General features: G+C 74.2%; 14 protein-coding genes. 7 read left to right on the top strand and 7 right to left on the bottom strand.

The window, feature by feature from the left end; translation table 11 throughout:
* The coding region (locus ABEB07_RS08195; protein ID WP_345667632.1) for a GOLPH3/VPS74 family protein at positions 1–574 on the bottom strand (574 nt) is incomplete at its 3' end.
* A gap of 319 nt (positions 575–893) precedes the next feature.
* Here ABEB07_RS08195 and ABEB07_RS08190 point away from each other — a divergent pair.
* Together ABEB07_RS08190 and ABEB07_RS08185 are read left to right on the top strand one after the other, a co-directional pair.
* Complete coding sequence (locus ABEB07_RS08190; RefSeq protein ID WP_345667631.1) at positions 894–2,519, top strand: ABC-F family ATP-binding cassette domain-containing protein; 1,626 nt, start codon at positions 894–896, stop codon at positions 2,517–2,519.
* Between the two features lie 285 nt (positions 2,520–2,804).
* Complete coding sequence (locus tag ABEB07_RS08185) at positions 2,805–3,782, top strand: acyl-ACP desaturase (protein WP_345667630.1); 978 nt, start codon at positions 2,805–2,807, stop codon at positions 3,780–3,782.
* Between the two features lie 80 nt (positions 3,783–3,862).
* Here the strand turns inward: ABEB07_RS08185 and ABEB07_RS08180 are convergent, their stop codons facing one another.
* The gene (locus tag ABEB07_RS08180; RefSeq protein WP_176151236.1) at positions 3,863–4,108 is read right to left on the bottom strand and encodes a WhiB family transcriptional regulator; all 246 of its coding nucleotides are present in this window, start codon (positions 4,106–4,108) and stop codon (positions 3,863–3,865) included.
* Positions 4,109–4,324: 216 nt separating this feature from the next.
* On the opposite strand from ABEB07_RS08180, the gene ABEB07_RS08175 reads away from it, so the two are divergent.
* On the top strand, positions 4,325–5,119 hold the full coding sequence (locus tag ABEB07_RS08175; protein WP_345667629.1) for a VOC family protein: 795 nt from the start codon (positions 4,325–4,327) through the stop codon (positions 5,117–5,119).
* A 7-nt stretch (positions 5,120–5,126) separates the two neighbouring features.
* On the opposite strand, the gene ligD is transcribed toward ABEB07_RS08175, so the two are convergent.
* On the bottom strand, positions 5,127–6,188 hold the full coding sequence (ligD, locus tag ABEB07_RS08170; RefSeq protein WP_345667628.1) for a non-homologous end-joining DNA ligase: 1,062 nt from the start codon (positions 6,186–6,188) through the stop codon (positions 5,127–5,129).
* A 93-nt stretch (positions 6,189–6,281) separates the two neighbouring features.
* Between ligD and ABEB07_RS08165 the strand changes: the two genes are divergently transcribed.
* Positions 6,282–7,376: an ATP-dependent DNA ligase gene (locus ABEB07_RS08165; RefSeq protein ID WP_345667627.1), complete on the top strand. Its 1,095-nt coding sequence runs from the start codon at positions 6,282–6,284 to the stop codon at positions 7,374–7,376.
* Here ABEB07_RS08165 and ABEB07_RS08160 read toward each other — a convergent pair.
* Positions 7,363–8,553 carry a zinc-dependent alcohol dehydrogenase gene (locus ABEB07_RS08160; RefSeq protein ID WP_345667626.1) on the bottom strand — a complete coding sequence of 397 codons (1,191 nt, stop codon included), beginning with the start codon at positions 8,551–8,553 and terminating at the stop codon, positions 7,363–7,365. The genes ABEB07_RS08165 and ABEB07_RS08160 overlap by 14 nt on opposite strands.
* Positions 8,554–8,702: 149 nt before the next feature.
* Positions 8,703–11,381 carry an ATP-binding protein gene (locus tag ABEB07_RS08155; protein WP_176151232.1) on the bottom strand — a complete coding sequence of 893 codons (2,679 nt, stop codon included), beginning with the start codon at positions 11,379–11,381 and terminating at the stop codon, positions 8,703–8,705.
* A gap of 521 nt (positions 11,382–11,902) precedes the next feature.
* Between ABEB07_RS08155 and ABEB07_RS08150 the strand changes: the two genes are divergently transcribed.
* Positions 11,903–13,096: a DUF2510 domain-containing protein gene (locus ABEB07_RS08150; protein WP_345667625.1), complete on the top strand. Its 1,194-nt coding sequence runs from the start codon at positions 11,903–11,905 to the stop codon at positions 13,094–13,096.
* A 157-nt stretch (positions 13,097–13,253) separates the two neighbouring features.
* Here the strand turns inward: ABEB07_RS08150 and ABEB07_RS08145 are convergent, their stop codons facing one another.
* Positions 13,254–13,868: a TetR/AcrR family transcriptional regulator gene (locus ABEB07_RS08145; protein ID WP_176151230.1), complete on the bottom strand. Its 615-nt coding sequence runs from the start codon at positions 13,866–13,868 to the stop codon at positions 13,254–13,256.
* A 222-nt stretch (positions 13,869–14,090) separates the two neighbouring features.
* On the opposite strand from ABEB07_RS08145, the gene ABEB07_RS08140 reads away from it, so the two are divergent.
* Together ABEB07_RS08140 and ABEB07_RS08135 are read left to right on the top strand one after the other, a co-directional pair.
* The gene (locus ABEB07_RS08140) at positions 14,091–14,897 is read left to right on the top strand and encodes a phosphatase PAP2 family protein (protein ID WP_176151229.1); all 807 of its coding nucleotides are present in this window, start codon (positions 14,091–14,093) and stop codon (positions 14,895–14,897) included.
* Positions 14,894–15,886, top strand: a complete 993-nt coding sequence (locus ABEB07_RS08135; protein ID WP_345667624.1) for a DMT family protein — start codon at positions 14,894–14,896, stop codon at positions 15,884–15,886. The genes ABEB07_RS08140 and ABEB07_RS08135 overlap by 4 nt, the downstream gene beginning before the upstream one ends.
* A 91-nt stretch (positions 15,887–15,977) precedes the next feature.
* On the opposite strand, the gene ABEB07_RS08130 is transcribed toward ABEB07_RS08135, so the two are convergent.
* Positions 15,978–16,850, bottom strand: coding sequence for a phospholipid scramblase-related protein (locus ABEB07_RS08130; RefSeq protein WP_345667623.1), 873 nt, complete (start codon positions 16,848–16,850; stop codon positions 15,978–15,980).
* Between the last annotated feature and the right edge of the window lie 31 nt (positions 16,851–16,881).

Genomic DNA, 16,881 nt, shown 5'->3' with positions numbered 1-16,881 from the left:
CCTCCACGCGCCGCCCCCGCGGTCCGCGCTCGCGGTCGGGCGCCAGGGTGCGCAGCCGCGCCGCGGCGGCCAGGGCGACCGCGGCGGCGGTGTCCTCGGCGACCTCGGCGGCCGGGCGGTCGCCGTCGAGCGCCTGCCGCGCCTCCGCGCGCAGCGCGTCCACGGCGGCGACGCGCTCCAGGACGTACTCCACCGACGGGAAGAGGCCGAACACCCGCCGCTTCTCGGCGCGCAGGTATCCCTCGGCGGTCAGCTGCTCCCGCACGGCCACCAGGGTGTGCCGGGCGTGCAGCGTCACCCAGGTCCGCCAGCGGCGCGGGCAGGACTCCCGGACCAGGTCGAGCAGGCCGTCCAGCACCGGGTCGCCGGTGCGCGCGTCCAGGTCGACGGGGGTGGCGATGCCGTCGTCGTCGACCAGCAGCCCGCGCCGCACCAGCTCGGTCAGCGCGCCGGCCCGCACCAGGTGCGGCAGCTGGGCGGCGCCGGCGACGCGCCGGGCCGAGGTGTCCCAGGCCAGCAGGCAGAGGCGGGCCGGAAGCGAGAGCCGGTGCGGTGGGAGCGGACCGAGGGACACGGGCGGATCTCCTTGGCACGGTGGGCGCGGCGCCCACGCGGATATGTCGTTGACAGGCCGCTCGGGCCGCTCGTACGGTTGCAGCGTTCCTGTTGCCGTCGATTGGAGAAGGACGTTGCTCGTCTGAGGTCCTGAGACACCGCGTCACACCCCACGGGGTGTGTGCGTCGCGTCCGACCTCGGCGTTCGAGCCGTCCTCCCGGAAGTCCGGCCCAGGGCTCTTCTCCTGCCCCGTGCCTCCTCTCCTACACGGCCTCCCCGCTCGCGGTGTCTCGACACGTGTCCGCCCCAGACCGCATCCAGCACCCGCGAGGCGCTCATGTCAGCATCCATCACCTGCACCGCCCTGTCCTTCGCCTGGCCCGACGGCACGTCCGTCTTCACCGGCCTCGACATCGCCTTCGGCCCCGGCCGCACCGGGCTCGTCGGCGTCAACGGCACCGGAAAATCGACCCTGTTGAAGCTGATCGCGGGCGAGCTGCCGCCCGCCGACGGCGTCGTCCGGGTGGCCGGCGAGGTCGGCTACCTCCCGCAGAACGTCACCCTCGGCACCGGCCTGCGGGTCGACGAGGCCCTCGGCATCGCCGGGCGGCGGGCCGCGCTGCACGCCATCGAGGCGGGCGACGCGGCCGAGGAGCACTTCGAGGCCCTCGGCGACGACTGGGACGTCGAGGAACGCGCCCTGGCCACGCTCGGCGAGCTCGGTCTCGGCCACATCGGCCTGGACCGCACCGTCGGCGAGGTGTCCGGCGGCGAGTCGGTGCTGCTGCGGCTGGCGGCGCTGCTGCTGCGCCGCCCGGACGTCCTGCTGCTGGACGAACCGACCAACAACCTCGACCTGTACGCGCGCCGGCGGCTGTACTCGGCCGTCGCGGCCTGGCCCGGCGTGCTGGTCGTGGTCAGCCACGACCGCGAACTGCTGGAACTGGTGGACCAGATCGCCGATCTGCGCGCCGGCCGGGTCACCTGGTACGGCGGCAACTTCTCGGCGTACGAGGAGGCCCTCGCCGTCGAACAGGACGCCGCCGAGCGGATGGTGCGCGTCGCCGAGGCCGACCTGCGCCGCCAGAAGCGCGAACTGACCGACGCGCAGGTCAAGTTGGCCCGCCGCAAGCGGTACGGGCAGAAGATGTGGGACAGCAAGCGGGAGCCGAAGATCGTGATGGGCGCGCGCAAGCGGGCCGCGCAGGAGTCCGCGGGCAAGCACCGGATCCTGCACGAGGAGAAGCTGTCCGCGGCCAGGGAACGCCTGGACGAGGCGGCGGAGGCGGTGCGCGACGACGACGAGATCCGCGTCGAGCTGCCGTACACGGCGGTGCCGCCCGGCCGTGACGTGCTCACCCTGCGCGATCTGGAATCGGCGTACGGCACGCGAGTGTCCGGCGGGCTCGATCTGCGCGGTCCGGAGCGGGTGGCGCTGGTCGGGCGCAACGGCGCGGGCAAGACGACGCTGCTGCGCACCATCGCCGGTCAGCTGCCGCCGGTGTCCGGGGAGGCGGTGGCGCACGTGCCGCTGCGGTTCCTGCCGCAGCGCCTCGACGTCCTGGACGACGAGCTGAGCGTCGTGGAGAACGTGGCCCGGTTCGCGCCGGACGCCACCGGCAACCACGTCCGGGCCCGGCTGGCCCGCTTCCTGTTCCGGGGCGCGCGGGCCGACCAGAAGGCGGCGACGCTGTCCGGCGGCGAACGCTTCCGGGCCGCGCTGGCCGCGCTGATGCTGGCCGAGCCCGCGCCCCAACTGCTGCTGCTGGACGAGCCGACGAACAACCTCGACATGGCGAGCGTGCGCCGGCTGACCAGCGCGCTGGAGTCCTACGAGGGCGCGCTGATCGTGGCCGGCCACGACCTGCCGTTCCTGCGCTCCGTCGGCATCACCCGCTGGCTGCTGGTGGAGGAGGGGGAACTGAAGGAGACCAGCTGGGAGGAGATCGCGGCCGCCGAGTAGCGTGCGGTCCTCGGGGCATGCGTCCGAACGGGTGATGCCGCGCGTGTCCCGCTTGGTCCGGGCGGGACACGGGGTCCGCTCACGGTCCGTCATGCGGCCTGATGGGGCGGCCGGAAGGAGTTTGCCGGGCGGCCTTTACAGCGGTCTTAACCTACGGGTTCGTAACCTACGGTTTCGTAGCCTACGATCCCGTAGGTTGGCCGGCACCGCTCGCCGGCCCGTTCGACCGTCCCCCGCTTGGCTGTGCCGGCTCCCGCCCGGCTCGCACGTCCCCCTGGAGTACCCATGACGATCACCTCCCCCTCTCTCGGCAGCCCGTCCGCCGTCTGGACCGACGCCCGGCTGCTGTACGCGCTGGAGGAAGTGGTCGAGAAGGAGCTGAACCGGCATCTGAAGGTCGCCAAGGACTGGATGCCCCACGAGTACGTCCCGTGGAGCGACGGCCGCAACTTCCCCGGCATCTTCGCCGACGGCGAGGCGTGGGACAAGGAGCAGTCCAAGGTCACCGAGATCGGCCGGATCGCCCTGGTGGTGAATCTGCTGACCGAGGACAACCTGCCCAGCTACCACCACGAGATCGCCAGCCTCTTCGGCCGCGACGGCGCCTGGGGCACCTGGGTGCACCGCTGGACGGCGGAGGAGGGCCGGCACGGCATCGTGATGCGGGACTACCTGCTCGCCTCGCGCGCCGTCGACCCGGACAAGCTGGAGCGGTTCCGGATGGCCCACATGAGCGAGGGCTTCGAGTCCGACAACCGGCACTCGATGCTGCACTCGATCGCCTACGTCGCCTTCCAGGAACTGGCCACCCGCATCTCGCACCGCAACACCGGCCACCAGTCCGGCGACCCGGTCTGCGACCGCATGCTGGCGCGCATCGCGACCGACGAGAACCTGCACATGGTCTTCTACCGCAACCTGCTCGGGGCCGCCTTCGACCTCGCCCCCGACCTGACCATGCGGGCGGTGCGCGACGTGGTGGTCGACTTCCGCATGCCCGGCCACGGGATCCCCGGCTTTGAGCGGGCGGCGGCGCAGATGGCCATCGGCGAGGTCTACAACCTGCGCATCCACCACGACGACGTGCTCCAGCCGGTGCTGCGCTTCCTGAAGGTGCTGGACATCGACGGCCTCGGCCCGGAGGGCCGCCAGGCGCAGGAGGAGCTGGGCCTGTACATGGGCGGCCTGGACGCGGAGGCGGCCAAGTTCGACGAGCGGCTGGCGGCCCGCAAGGCGCGCATGGCGGCCCGCGCCGCCGGCTGAACGCCCCTCCCCCACGGCCGCGTGCCGCCGGGCCCGACGGCTGTCGTGCGGCGGCGCGCCGCCCGCCCCGAGCGGCGCGCCTAGCGCGCGGTCCGGCGCAGGCTCAGCCGTTCCTTCTCGGACAGGCCGCCCCAGACGCCGAAGCGTTCGTCGTTGGCGAGGGCGTACTCCAGGCAGGCCGGGCGCATCTCGCACAGACCGCAGATGCGCTTGGCCTCGCGCACGGAGCTGCCCGGCTCGGGGAAGAAGAAGTCGGCCCCGGTCTGCGCGCACAGCGCCTGGGCCTGCCAGGCGGGGTCGGCCGGGGTGATCGTCTCGATGTGCATGTCCGAAAGCGTCGCAGGCGGCGAAAAACGTTCGATCAACGCCGGATCAACGCGCCGCCCGCGGTCCCCCGGCCGCCTCGATGATGGCCCGGCGGCGACGGCGGCGCACGGCGGCGCGCCCACCCGCGTGCTGCGGCGGCGTTCGTCCGCGGGCGGTGCGAGACTCGGCAGAGCACACGCGGAGCGGACCGCGGGCCCCTGCCGAGGAGGGCGACGATGCTCACCACCCGTTTCGTCGACGGCGCTCCCAGCTGGATCGACGTCGGCGCCCCCGACCTCGACGGCGTCCGCGCCTTCTACGGCGCCCTGTTCGGCTGGGAGTTCCGCCCGGCCGGACCCGAAGGCGGCGACTACGGCTTCTTCCGGCTGGACGGCCGTACCGTGGCCGGCGGCGCGCGGATCCGGCCGGACCAGGGGCCGCCCTCCTGGACCGTGTACTTCCGCACTCCCGACGCACGGGCGAGCGCCGTCGCCGCCGAGCAGGCGCACGGCGGTGTGCTGCTCCGGCCGGTCGACGTCATGGACGAGGGCCGTATGGCGCTGCTCGCCGACCGGGCGGGCGTGCGGTTCGGGCTCTGGCAGCCGGGGCGGACCGAGGGCCTGGAGGTGACGGGCGCGCCCGGCGCGCTGTGCTGGGCCGAGCTGTACACGCCGGACATCGCGGCGGCCGCCGCCTTCTACCACCGGGTGCTGGGCCTGGAGACCGCGGCGGCGTCCTTCCCCGACGGCACGTACACCCTCGTCAATCCGGCCGAGGGCGGGGAGGACGCCGCGTTCGGCGGCTTCGTGCCGCTCGCCGAGGACCCGACGGAGGCGGCGGCGGGCGCGTACTGGATGCCGTACTTCGCCGTGCCGGACGTGGACGCCGTGACCGGCCGGGCGGCGGAGCTGGGCGGCACGGTCCGGCTGCCCGCCACCGACATCGCGGACGTCGGCCGCGTCGCCCGCCTCGCCGACCCCTGCGGCGCCCGTTTCGCGGTCCTGCGGCCGGCTCCGCGACGACGCGGGTGAGCGCGGCCTACGACGCCTCGGGCGCGGGCCGGTCCTCCCGCTTGGCGCGGCCGGGCCGGTCCGCCCGCTTGGCGCGGCTGGGCTGGACCCGTTTGGGCTCGCCCGGCATCTTCGGGTACTCGGGCGGATAGGGCAGGTCGGCGAGGCCGTGGTCGCGTTCGTCGCGGTCGGCCAGCTCCAGCAGCGCGTCCAGGGCGAAGGCGTGGTCGTCCATGTCGGCGTGCACGTCGCCCACCTCGGCGAAGCGGGCGGGCATCGTCGTGATGTCGAAGTCCTCGGGGTGCGCGACGCCCACCTCCTCCCAGCGCAGCGGCGCGGAGACCGGGGCGTCGGGGCGGGGGCGCACCGAGTAGGCGGAGGCGATGGTGCGATCGCGGGCGGTCTGGTTGTAGTCGACGAAAATGCGGGCGCCGCGCTCCTCCTTCCACCACTTGATCGTCACCCGTTCGGGCATCCGGCGCTCCAGTTCCCGGCCCACCGCGATGGCGGCCCGGCGCACCTGGGTGAAGGTCCAGCGCGGCTCGATGGGCACGAAGACGTGCAGTCCGCGCCCGCCGGAGGTCTTGGGCCAGCCGCGCAGTCCGCCGAACTCCGCCAGCACGGCGCGCAGTTCACCGGCGGCGCGGACCGCGTCGGCGTAGTCGGTGCCGGGCTGCGGGTCGAGGTCGACGCGCAGTTCGTCGGGGTGGTCGACGTCGTGGCGGCGCACCGGCCAGGGGTGGAAGGTGAGGGTGCCGTACTGGGCGGCCCACACCACGGCCGCCTCCTCGGTGGGGCACATCTCGTCGGCGCTGCGCCCGCTGGGGAAGGTGATGTGGGCGGTCGGGATCCAGTCGGGCATGCCCTTGGGCGCGCGCTTCTGGTAGAACCACTCGCCGGTGATGCCGTCCGGGTAGCGCTCCAGGGTGGTGGGGCGGTCGCGCAGGGCGCGCAGGATGCCGGGGGCGACCGCCTGGTAGTAGCGGGCCACGTCCAGCTTGGTGTAGCCGCGCTCCGGGAAGAAGACCTTGTCCGGACTGGACAGCCGTACGGTCCGGCCGGCCACGTCCAGTTCCACCGCTTCGCCCATGCGTGCCACGGTAGGTGCAGCGCGCGGCCCCCGCACACCGGACCACCGGCCGTGAACGGGCGCGGAGGATCGCGGGCCCGCACAATCGCTTGCATGGAGCTGCCCGTGATGCCGCCCGTGAAGCCGATGCTCGCCAAGCCGGTGGCGAGGATCCCGCCGGGCATGCAGTACGAGGCGAAGTGGGACGGCTTCCGGGCAATCGTGTTCCGCGACGGCCCCGAGGTGGAGCTGGGCAGCCGGACCGGCAAGCCGCTGACCCGGTACTTCCCCGAGCTGGTGGCGGCGCTGAGGGAGCGGGTGCCCGAGCGGTGCGTCCTGGACGGGGAGATCGTGATCGCCCGCGAGGGGCGGCTGGACTTCGACGCGCTGACCGAGCGGATCCACCCCGCCGACTCCCGGGTGCGCACGCTGGCGCGGCGGACGCCGGCCTCCTTCGTCGCCTTCGACCTGCTCGCGCTGGACGACGCCTCGCTGCTGGACGTGGTGCTGGAGGACCGGCGGGCGCTGCTGGTCAGGGCGCTCCAAGGGGTGACGGCGCCGGTCCACGTGGCGCCCGCGACGCGGGACGTCGAGGTGGCCGGGCGGTGGTTCGAGGAGTACGAGGGCGCGGGCCTGGACGGGGTGATCGCCAAGCCGCCGGGGCTGCCCTACCGCCAGGACGAGCGCGCCATGTTCAAGATCAAGCACGAGCGGACGGCCGACGTGGTGGTGGCCGGCTACCGGCTCCACAAGTCGGGGCCGGTCGTCGGTTCCCTGCTGCTGGGCCTCTACGACGACGGGGGCCGCCTCCAGCACGTCGGCGTGTCGGCGGCGTTCGCGATGAAGCGGCGGGCCGAGCTGATCGAGGAGCTGGCGCCGCTGCGCATGGACGACGCGGCCGGGCACCCGTGGGCGGCCTGGTCGGACGAGGCGGCCCACACGTCGGCCCGGCTGCCGGGGGCGCCGAGCCGCTGGTCGGGCAAGAAGGACCTGTCGTGGGTGCCGCTGCGGCCCGAGCGGGTCGCGGAGGTGGCGTACGACCACATGGAGAACGGGGCGCGGTTCCGGCACACGGCGCGCTTTCGCCGCTGGCGCCCGGACCGCGCCCCGCACAGCTGCACCTACGCCCAGCTGGAGGAGCCCGTCCGCTACGACCTGGCCGAGATCCTCGGCCGGCCGCCCGGCGACGCGGACGTCACGGCGACATGAGGATCTTGACCGCGCCGTCCTGCTTGTGCTGGAAGATCTCGTAGGCGTGCGGCGCGTCGGTGAGCGGCACCCGGTGGGTGGCGAAGTCGTCGACGCCGAGCACGTCCTCCTCCGTCAGGTGGGGCAGGATGTCGTCGACCCAGCGGCGGACGTTGGCCTGGCCCATCCGGATCTGGAGCTGCTTGTCGAACATGGTGAGCAGCGGCAGCGGGTCGGCCGAGCCGCCGTACACGCCGGAGAGCGAGATGGTCCCGCCGCGGCGCACCAGGTCGATGGCGGTGTAGAAGGCGGCGAGCCGGTCCACGCTGAAGCGTTCGGCGAGCGGTCCGCTCAGGGCACGCGGCATCACCGCGGCGGCCTGCTGCACCATCCGGGCGACGGCGCTGCCGTGCGCCTCGGTGCCCACCGCGTCGATCACCGAGTCGGGGCCGCGTCCGTGCGTCTCGTCGCGGATGGCGGCGACGAGTTCCTTCTCGCTGTCGAAGTCGCGCAGGTCGTACGTCTTCACCCCGCGTCGGCGGGCCCGCTCCAGCCGCTCGGGCACCAGGTCCACGCCGAACACCTGCTCGGCGCCGCGCAGCCGGGCGATCCGGCAGGCCATGTCGCCGATGGGCCCGAGCCCCAGGACGGCGACGCTGCCGCCGGGCGGGACGTCGGCGTAGGCGACCGCCTGCCAGGCGGTGGGCAGCACGTCGGAGAGGTAGACGAAGCGGTCGTCGGCCGGGCCCACGGGCACCTTGATCGGCCCGTAGTGGGCCTGCGGCACGCGCAGGTACTCGGCCTGCGCGCCGGGGACGGCGCCGTAGAGCCGGGTGTAGCCGAACAGGGCGGCGCCCATGCCCTCACTGGTGACCTGGGTCGTCTCGCACTGGGTCTGGAGGCCCGAGGAGCACATGAAGCAGTGGCCGCAGGAGATCTGGAACGGGACGACCACCCGGTCGCCGCGCTTGAGGTTCGGCACCTCGGGACCGACCTCCTCGACGATGCCCATCGGCTCGTGGCCGAGGATGTCGCCGGGCGTCATGAACGGGGTGAGCACTTCGTACAGGTGCAGGTCGGAGCCGCACAGGCCACTGGAGGTGATCCGGATGACGGCGTCCGTCGGCTCCTGGATCGTGGGGTCGGGGACCTCCTCCACCCGGACGTCGCGCTTGCCCTGCCAGGTCACTGCCTTCATCGTGTCGCGCCCCTTCGTCCCGTTCCGTCACCTTCGCGAGCGGCCGGGTACCCGGAGCCGAACGGGCGAACCGCGCAGGTGCGGCGCGGAGGCGTCCGGAAGGGCGGAGGAAGGGCGGCCTCTCCCCCTGACGGGCCGGTGCGGCTGGTTCAGAGCAGTCCGTGGGCCGAGCGCAGGGCCCCGCGCGCCTGGGCCGCCAGACCGTCCGCGCCGCACGAGACGGCCAGCGCCAGGCCCCGTTCGAGTTCGGCGGCCGAGCGGGAGGCGATGCCGAACTCGACCCGGGCCGCGGCGTGTTCGTACTGACACGGGGACGCTTCGAGGTAGGCGACGGCCTGGGCGGCGAGCCGGACCGCGCGCTGGCCGGTCTCCAGGACGGCCGCGCAGCGCAGTGCCTCGCCTATGGCGGTGTCGGTGCCGAACCGCTCGGCCTGGCGGCGGACGTCGGCGGCGAGCCGGGCGGCCCGGGCCGGGTCCTCCGCGGCCAGGGCGCGGGACAGATCGGCGGCCCAGGGCACCATCACCGGGTTGTGGTGGCCGCGGACGGCCGCCGCCTTCTCGGCGGCCTCCAGTTCGTTGACGCCCTCCTTGGTGCGGCCGGTGGCGAGCAGCAGCCTGCCGCGCACGCTGCGCGGGTCGGGGATGACGATGGTGGCCGGGTAGGGCGGGGCGAACTCGTAGCGCTCGGCGACCGCCTGGGCCTCCTCGACATGGCCGCGGGCGAGCAGCGTGTCGACCAGGTTGCAGGTCGCCGTCCAGTACAGCGGCAGTCCCCGGCCGACCCGCTCGGCGATCCGCAGCGACTCGCGCAGGGACGCCTCGGCCTCGATGAGCCGGCCGCGCCTGCGGTGGGCGAGTCCGACGTAGGCGTGCGCGAGGGCGAGGTGACCGCCGCTCCAGCCCGCGGTCTCGTAGGCGCGCAGAGCCTCGTTGTAGAGGGCCTCGGCCCGGTCGAGACGGTCGCTGTAGGCGTACGCGCTGGCGAGCATCAGGGGCAGTTCGACGCCCCACTCGGTGTCGGTCCAGCCGAGGCCGGGAGCCAGACGGCCGTTGACGAGGGCGCGGTCGCACAGCTCGACGACCTCCTCGGCGTTCTCGCCGCGGGCCATGGCGTCGAAGCCGCGCAGGATGAGCAGCGCCCGCTCGGAGCTGTCGCGTCCGGTGCAGCCGGCGGCGAGCTCGGCGAGGCGCTCGGAGCGGCGGGGCGAGATCGTCTCACCGGCGTGCAGGCCCTCCCACATGTACTGCATGGCGTGCAGCTTCAGCCGGGTGGGACCCGGTGCGTGGCGGGCGGCCTCGGCCTCGACCGTGCGGACGGCCTCCTCCAGCTGGTTGTTGTGGAGCTGGGCCTGCGACAGCCGGCGGACGGCGTCCACCCGCGCCTCGCCCTCCAGGCCGGGCATGCTCAGCGCCAGGCGGAGGTGCTCGATGGTGGTGGCGGGCTTGGTCAGCAGCGTGGCGCAGCCCAGTTCGTAGAGGACCTGTGGGTGCGCCTCGGGTGTGGGCGGCTCCCGCAGGGCCCGCTCCAGGCAGCGGCGGGCCGCCTCCGGGGCGCCGACGGCGAGGTGTTCGCGGGCGGCCTGCCGCAGCTGGTCGACCAGTTCCTCGTCGTCGTCCGGGTGGACCTCCAGCAGATGCCGGGAGGCCGCGGCGGCGCCGCGCCCGGATTCGGCCACGACCTGGGCGGCGATGCCGTGCATGGCGGTGCGCAGCGCGTCCGGGATGGAGTGGTAGGCGGCGGTGGCGATCAGCGGGTGCACGAACTCCAGGTCGCCGTCGCCGCCGCGGGCGGTCGCCGGGTCCGGCTCGGTGAGGATGCGGGCGGCGCGCAGCAGTTGGGCGCAGCGCACCGCCTCCTCCCGGCTCATGGTGGCGAGTTGGGCGACCAGGTCGACGGAGATGCCGGTGCCGAGGATGGCGGCGGCCCAGGCGAACCGGGTGGCGTCGATGCCCAGTTCCTCCAGGCGTGCGACGAGGCCGCCGCCGCGGGCGGAGCGGTTCAGGTCGCGCAGTTCGGCGGCCCGGGACTCGACCGGTTCCAGCTCGCTGTCGCGGACCTTGGCGAGGAGTTCCACGGCGTCGTAGGGGTTGCCGCCGGTGACGGCCCACACCTCGCGGCAGAACGGGGCGTCCGCGTGGGCGCCGAGGGCGGTGCGGGTGAGTTCGGCGGTGGCGTCCGGGGACAGCGCGCGCAGGTCGCTCACGCCCGCGGCGGCGGCGACCGCGTCCAGCAGCCGGGCGCTCTCGCCGCTCACCTCGCCGGACCTGCGGGTCACCACGAGCAGCACGGACAGGTCGTCCAGGCTCTCGGCGAAGGCGGCGAGCCAGCGCAGGGACTCCTCGTCGGCCCAGTGCGCGTCGTCGATCAGCAGCACCAGCGGCCACTCGCGCCCGGCCAGCCTGCGTACGGCGTTGACCAGACCGTCGCACACGGCCTGCGGGTCGGCGTGGCCCTCGCCGGGTTCCGCTATGCCGAGGGCGGGGCCGGCGATGCCGTACCAGTCGCCGAGGTATTCGCGGGCCTCCTCGGGCAGCAGCGACAGCAGGGCGGGCTGCAGCAGTTGGCGTACCACGTTGAACGGGACGGAGCGCAGGATCTCGCCGCCGCGGGCCGACCACACGGCGCAGCCGTGCTCCTCGGCGATGCGGCGGGTCTCGGTCAGCAGGGCGGTCTTGCCCAGTCCCGCGTCGCCCTGGAAGACCAGCAGGCCGCCCGCGGACGCGCGGTCGGCGCGCAGGGTTTCCACCGCTCGCCGGACGGCGGTGACTTCCTCGTCGCGCTCCCACAGGCAAGCCGGGGCGGCCGCATCCGGCCGTGCCTCCGTCATTCCGCTACCTCCCCAAGTCGCCCGAACGCCGTACGAATCCCGAGCGTATCCCTCCGGGAGGCCCAGCGGAGGCCGCTCCACGCACGTGTTGCCGTCACGGGTGACGTCGGGTACGGGCGGGCGACGGGGCGGGGCCGCGACCTGCGGGGAAAAGGGGCGGAAAGTCAACGGGCGTGAGTTGGCGCAGATTTGACGGTGTGTAGGCACATTCATGGTGCGGTGGTGTGCTGGTGCGCGGTGGGGCGGGCGGTGGCGGTGGCGGTGCGTGGCTGGCGCGCCGGGCCGGGGCCGGTGGGGCGCGGGGCGGGGCTCACGGGAGGGGGGCGGCGGTTCGTGCACCGGGCTCCCGGGGCGGGAACCGGTGGCGGGCCGGGGACGGGGGCTGCCCCGACGGGGCGATGGCTCCTACAGTGGGGCGGGGCCCCGCGGCGCGGGGAGCGTCGTGTGCGGCGGGGCGAGGGCGTCCTCGTCGACCGGGGGCCTCTCATACCTCTTTCACGGACGCCTCATACGGTGGGGACATGACGCAGGTGACTCCTCCCGGGTGGTATCCCGACCCGGGGCAGACAAGTGACGGCCCCGCCACCGAGCGCTGGTGGGACGGCGGGGCATGGACGGACCGGACCCGCCCGGCCGGGTCGGCCGCCGCGTGGGGTCCGCCGGCGCAGCCGCCCGCCGCCGGCCCCCACCCGGCGTACCAGGGCGACCCGGGCCGACCGGGGCATCCGGCCCAGCCCGGTTATCCGGGCCAACAGGGGTATCCGGGCCAGCCCGGCCAGCCCGCCTACCCGGGGCAGTCCGCCTACCCGGGCCATCCCGGCTACCCGGGGCAGCCCGCGCCCGCAGGGCGCCGTGGGCTGCGCACGGGCATCGCCGTGGCGGTGGCCGCCGCGGTGCTGGCGAGCATCGGGGTCGGGGTGTACGCGCTGACCAAGGACGACGGCGGTGACCGGACCGCCTCGCGGCAGCTGCCGAACGGGCAGGGCGGCGGGCGCGGCGGCTCCGGCGGCCAGGGCGGCCCGTTCGGCGGCTCCGGCGGGTCCGGCGGCAGTGACGGGAGCGGCGGCAGCGGCGGCTTCGGAGGCCCGGGCGGGTCGGGCGGGTCGGGCGGGTCCGGGGACTCCGGCGGGTCCGACGGCTCGGGCGGGTCCGGGGGCCAGACGCCCGGTCCGCAGCAGTCCGCGCCGCCGAAGATCAGGAGCGGCTCGGTGGCCGACCCGGCCAGCGGCATCAGCCTGCCCATCCCGAGCGGCTGGTACGGCCAGCAGTTCGCCAACGGCAGCGGTGCCCAGGTCAACTCCTCCGACACCTACAAGTGTCCGGCCGACACCTCGCTGAGCTGCAACAAGGGCGGCGCGTCCTCCTCGCCCGCCCTGGCGGTCGGCACGGCGCGGCAGGTGGCCGAGGCGGACATCGCGGACAACGCCGACCAGTCGTACGGCAAGGCGTACGGCGGCATAACCTCGCACCAGGTGCTGGCCTCCAAGGCGGTCACGGTGGCCGGCCAGAAGGGCTACCTGGTGCGCTGGAAGGCGGTCACGAACAAGGGCTCCGACGGCTTCGTGGAGTCGCTGGCCTTCCCGTCCCCGGGGAATCCGAGCCAGATGGTCGTCGTCCGGTTCGGCGTGGACGTGGCGCAGGGCCAGTCGGTGATCGACGAGATCACCGGCGGCATCAAGGAGTCCTCGGGCGGCGGGAGCGGCCAGAACGTGTGAGCCGGCCCGCACCGCCCGGGTCGTGTGTCGGCCGGGCGGGGTTCCTCTCCGCTCCAGAGGAACTCCGCCCGGCCGGGTGGCGCCGCCCCCGTCCCCACGGTGCGGCGCGAACAGGTCGCCGTCCAGTCATCCCACGGACGGCGGCCTGGGTCTCCTGCTAGTCCAGGCCGAGCGCGGGCAGCACCGCGGCCTCCACGAACCGGACCATGTAGTCCGGACCGGCGAACTCCCCGTCCAGCACGGGACGGATGCGCAGCACGCCGAACATTTGCGCGGGCACATACTCCAGCGCCGGGTTGTCGGCGCGGACCTCGCCGCGCTCGACCCCGCGCCGCAGCAGCTCGCGCAGCGCGGCCACCTCCGGCTCCACCAGCGTCTCGCGCAGCGCCGTCTTCAGCTCCGGGTCCTGCGTCATCGCGTGTCCGAGCGCCTGGAGGAGCCGGGTGTCCTTGCCCGACCACTGTCCCGCGGCCCGTGCGGCCTGCCGCAGGTCCTCGGCGAGCGAGCCGGTGTCGATCCCGGCGAACCGGGCCCGCCGGTTGGCCCGCAGCGCGGCGACCACGAACTGCGGCTTGTTCTTCCACTGCCGGTAGAGCGTGGACTTGCTGCACCGGGTGGTGGCGGCGACGCCCTCCATGGTGACGGCGTCGTACCCGCACTCGCGGATCTGTTCGAGCACGGCATCGAAGAACTCCCGTTCACGCTCGGGCGTGATCTTGGAGCGGCGCGAGGCGACAACCGTGTCCGGTCCGTCCGCGGCCTGCGATGTCATCGCTCTTCTCCTCGCTCGTACTCGTGATGCGGATGGGTTCGCCGTCCAGTGTGGCGCGCGCCGGTGTGACGTACATCGACCGATACGCCAGTGTACCGGTACTACGACGTATCGGTACACTGCCGTATCGGTACGGTACCGTATCGATGACAACGTCCGAGCCTGCCGCCCGACCGGGCCGGCGGGCGGACACCCGTACACCGCCAGCGAAGGGGCCGGGGCATGACATCCCTGAACGAGGCCGCCGCAGCGGAGCCCGACCGGCCCGCCCGGCCGCCGCTCGTCCGCGAACTCCTGCTCGTGGCCGGCCTGTTCCTGGTCTACAAACTCGGCAGGCAACTGGCCGCCGACCACACCGGCGAGGCCCTCCACAACGCCCGGCACGTCTGGGACCTGGAGCGCTGGGCCCATCTGCCCGGCGAGGGCGCGGTGCAGTCCCTGCTGCTGCACGGCGACACCGGCGACACCCTCGTGCACATAGCGAACACCTACTACGCGACCGTGCACTTCCCGGCCACCGTCGGTCTGCTGGTCTGGCTGTACCTGCGCCGCCCGGCGCACTACGTCTGGACCCGCAGGGTGCTCGCCGCGGTGACCGCCGCGGCCCTGGTGCTGCATCTCACGTTCCCGCTCGCCCCGCCGCGGATGCTCGGCGCGGCCGGCCTCGTCGACACGGCGCGGGTCTACGGACCCTCGGTGTACGGGCCGCCGAAGACCGACCACCTCTCCAACCAGTTCGCGGCGATGCCCTCGCTGCACTTCGGCTGGGCCCTGATGGTGGCGGTCGCGCTGATCGTCGCCACCAGGTCGCGGTGGCGCTGGCTGTGGCTGCTGCACCCGCTGTTCACCCTGCTGGTGATCGTGGGCACCGCGAACCACTACTGGCTCGACGCGCTGGCCGCGGCCGCGCTGCTCGCGCTCGCGCTGGCGGCGATACCGCTGCCGCACCGCGCCCCGGCCGCCCGCGTGCGCGTCCCCGGCCAGGCCGCGCCGGTCGAGGACACCGTCCTGGTGGGGGCGGCCCGATGAGCGCCTTCCTGCTCGCCGTGGTCCTCTCGCTGGTCTCCGCCGTCGCCTATGCCGCGGCCGCCGTCGCCCAGGAGCGGCTCGCCTCGCGCGCCGCGGGCGCGGGTGTGCTGCGGATGCTGCGCGCGGGCGCCTGGTGGTGCGCCGTCGGGCTGAACGGCGCCGCGGCCCTGCTGCACGTGGTGGCCCTCAAGTACGGTCCGCTGACCGTGGTCCAGCCGCTCGGCGCGCTCACGCTGGTGGCGGCCGTGCCGATGGGGGCGCGCCTGGCCGGGCGGCGGGTCGTCGCGGCCGAGTGGCGGGGCACCGCGCTCACCCTGCTCGGGCTCGGCGCGCTGCTGCTCGCGGCGTCCGGGCCCGCGCCCCACCAGGTGCTGAGCCCGGCCGAGGCGCTGGCCGTCGCCGGTGCGACGGCCGTCCTCATCGGCGCGCTCTCCCGGCCCGGAGCGCGGCCGGGGCTGCGGCACGCGACCGCGTCCGGCCTGGCCTCGGGCGTCGCCTCCGCGCTCACCCAGACGGTCACGGTGGCCGCCACCGACCACACCGGGCCGCTCTTCAGCGCCCGGGTGATCGTCGTGGCGCTGCTCGTCGCGGCGTTCGCGGTGGGCGGGCTGCTGCTGTCGCAGACCGCCTACCGGGGCGGTCTGGGCGCTCCGCTGGCGGTGGTGACCCTGGCCAACCCGGTGGCGGCGGCCGTGATCGGGCTCACGCTGCTCGGCCAGGGGCTGCACGGGGGCGTACGGGGCGTGCTGTTCGCGCTGGCAGGAGCGGCGCTGGCCTCGTGGGGCGTGGTGGAACTCTCCCGGGCCACGCCGCGCGCCGAGGAGGCGGCCCTCCCGGACCCCGAAGGGCCGCGACCGGACCCCTACGACGGCGACGAGGCGCACCCCGTGGCGGCCGTCCTGGCCCTGGAGGCGCGCGCGGCGGCCGCGGAACCCGCGCTGCTGCCCCGGTCGCGGCGGTCCGGACCGGAGCACCTCACACCGCTGTGACGCACGGGCACCGCGAGGTTACGGGCACCGGCGGCGGTCACCGGGTGGTGACCGCCGCCGGTGTCCGTCGGGCGGGTGCGTGCGGACCCGGTCAGCCCAGGCCGCGCGAGTCCTGCTTGAGGGCGGTGTCGACGGTCAGCGCCGTCGCCACGACCAGGCTCAGCAGCGGTTCGGGCAGCTGGTAGTGGATCTGGAGGACGTAGTTGTCCGCCGTGGTGAACATGGTCTTGGCCAGGCCCTCCCAGGTCTTCGTGATCCGGGCGACCTCGTTGTCGGCGTGGTCGACGATCGCGAAGTTCCAGGCGCGCCAGTTCTCCGCCTTGATCGCGCCGACCTGTTGGCCGTTCGCGTTCATCGCGAAGTTGATCTTCCCGAAGACGTTCTGCTGGACGATCTCGCCGACCTGTGTGCCGTCCGGACGGGACACGATCACCCGCGACTTGAAGATCTTCGCGGGCCGGGTCAGCACCAGCAGCGGCTGTCCGTAGCCGTCCCGGATCTCCAGCTTGTGGGTCATGAACTGGTCGAGGCTGGAGACGAACCGCAGGATCTTCTTCAGCGCGTTCTGGCCGATCTCGGTGACCGCGCCGATCTGGTTGCCGTTCTGGTCGAAGACCTTGTACTCGTTGGTCAGCTCGATCAGCTTGGCCTTCTGGTTCACCACGAGCACCGGCTCGCTGAACAGCGAGCCGCCGCCCACACCGGCGCCGACGACGCCGGCCTCCTGCCGCACCTGCTGCTGCACGCGGGCGTCGGGCGCGGCCTGCTGGGCCGGCGCCTGCTGGTACTGGCCGTGCTGGCCGTGCTGGCCGTGCTGGCCGGCGGGGGCCTGCTGCCCGGCGGGAGCCTGCTGGCCGGCGTGGGTGTGCTCGGTCCACTGCGCGCCGTCCCAGTAGCGCAGCGTCTGGGCCGCGCCGTGCGGATCGGGGTACCAGCCTGCAGGTGTGTTCGAATGCGTGGTCACCGGGGCACACTACCGCGAGCCGGCCGGAAGA

The organism is Streptomyces similanensis, from assembly GCF_039543625.1.
GTDB lineage: Bacteria > Actinomycetota > Actinomycetes > Streptomycetales > Streptomycetaceae > Streptomyces > Streptomyces similanensis.
Note: the sequence above shows the minus strand (reverse complement) of the source record. Positions and strands in the feature narration are given on the sequence as shown.

Excerpts from the sequence above, each read along its gene's own strand:
- ABEB07_RS08150 (WP_345667625.1), top strand. The coding sequence starts at position 11,903 with ATGACGCAGGTGACTCCTCCCGGGTGGTATCCCGACCCGGGGCAGACA.
- ABEB07_RS08160 (WP_345667626.1), bottom strand. The coding sequence starts at position 8,553 with ATGAAGGCAGTGACCTGGCAGGGCAAGCGCGACGTCCGGGTGGAGGAG.
- ABEB07_RS08145 (WP_176151230.1), bottom strand. The coding sequence starts at position 13,868 with ATGACATCGCAGGCCGCGGACGGACCGGACACGGTTGTCGCCTCGCGC.
- ABEB07_RS08155 (WP_176151232.1), bottom strand. The coding sequence starts at position 11,381 with ATGACGGAGGCACGGCCGGATGCGGCCGCCCCGGCTTGCCTGTGGGAG.
- ABEB07_RS08140 (WP_176151229.1), top strand. The coding sequence starts at position 14,091 with ATGACATCCCTGAACGAGGCCGCCGCAGCGGAGCCCGACCGGCCCGCC.
- ABEB07_RS08185 (WP_345667630.1), top strand. The coding sequence starts at position 2,805 with ATGACGATCACCTCCCCCTCTCTCGGCAGCCCGTCCGCCGTCTGGACC.
- ligD (WP_345667628.1), bottom strand. The coding sequence starts at position 6,188 with ATGGGCGAAGCGGTGGAACTGGACGTGGCCGGCCGGACCGTACGGCTG.
- ABEB07_RS08175 (WP_345667629.1), top strand. The coding sequence starts at position 4,325 with ATGCTCACCACCCGTTTCGTCGACGGCGCTCCCAGCTGGATCGACGTC.
- ABEB07_RS08180 (WP_176151236.1), bottom strand. The coding sequence starts at position 4,108 with ATGCACATCGAGACGATCACCCCGGCCGACCCCGCCTGGCAGGCCCAG.
- ABEB07_RS08165 (WP_345667627.1), top strand. The coding sequence starts at position 6,282 with ATGGAGCTGCCCGTGATGCCGCCCGTGAAGCCGATGCTCGCCAAGCCG.
- ABEB07_RS08135 (WP_345667624.1), top strand. The coding sequence starts at position 14,894 with ATGAGCGCCTTCCTGCTCGCCGTGGTCCTCTCGCTGGTCTCCGCCGTC.
- ABEB07_RS08190 (WP_345667631.1), top strand. The coding sequence starts at position 894 with ATGTCAGCATCCATCACCTGCACCGCCCTGTCCTTCGCCTGGCCCGAC.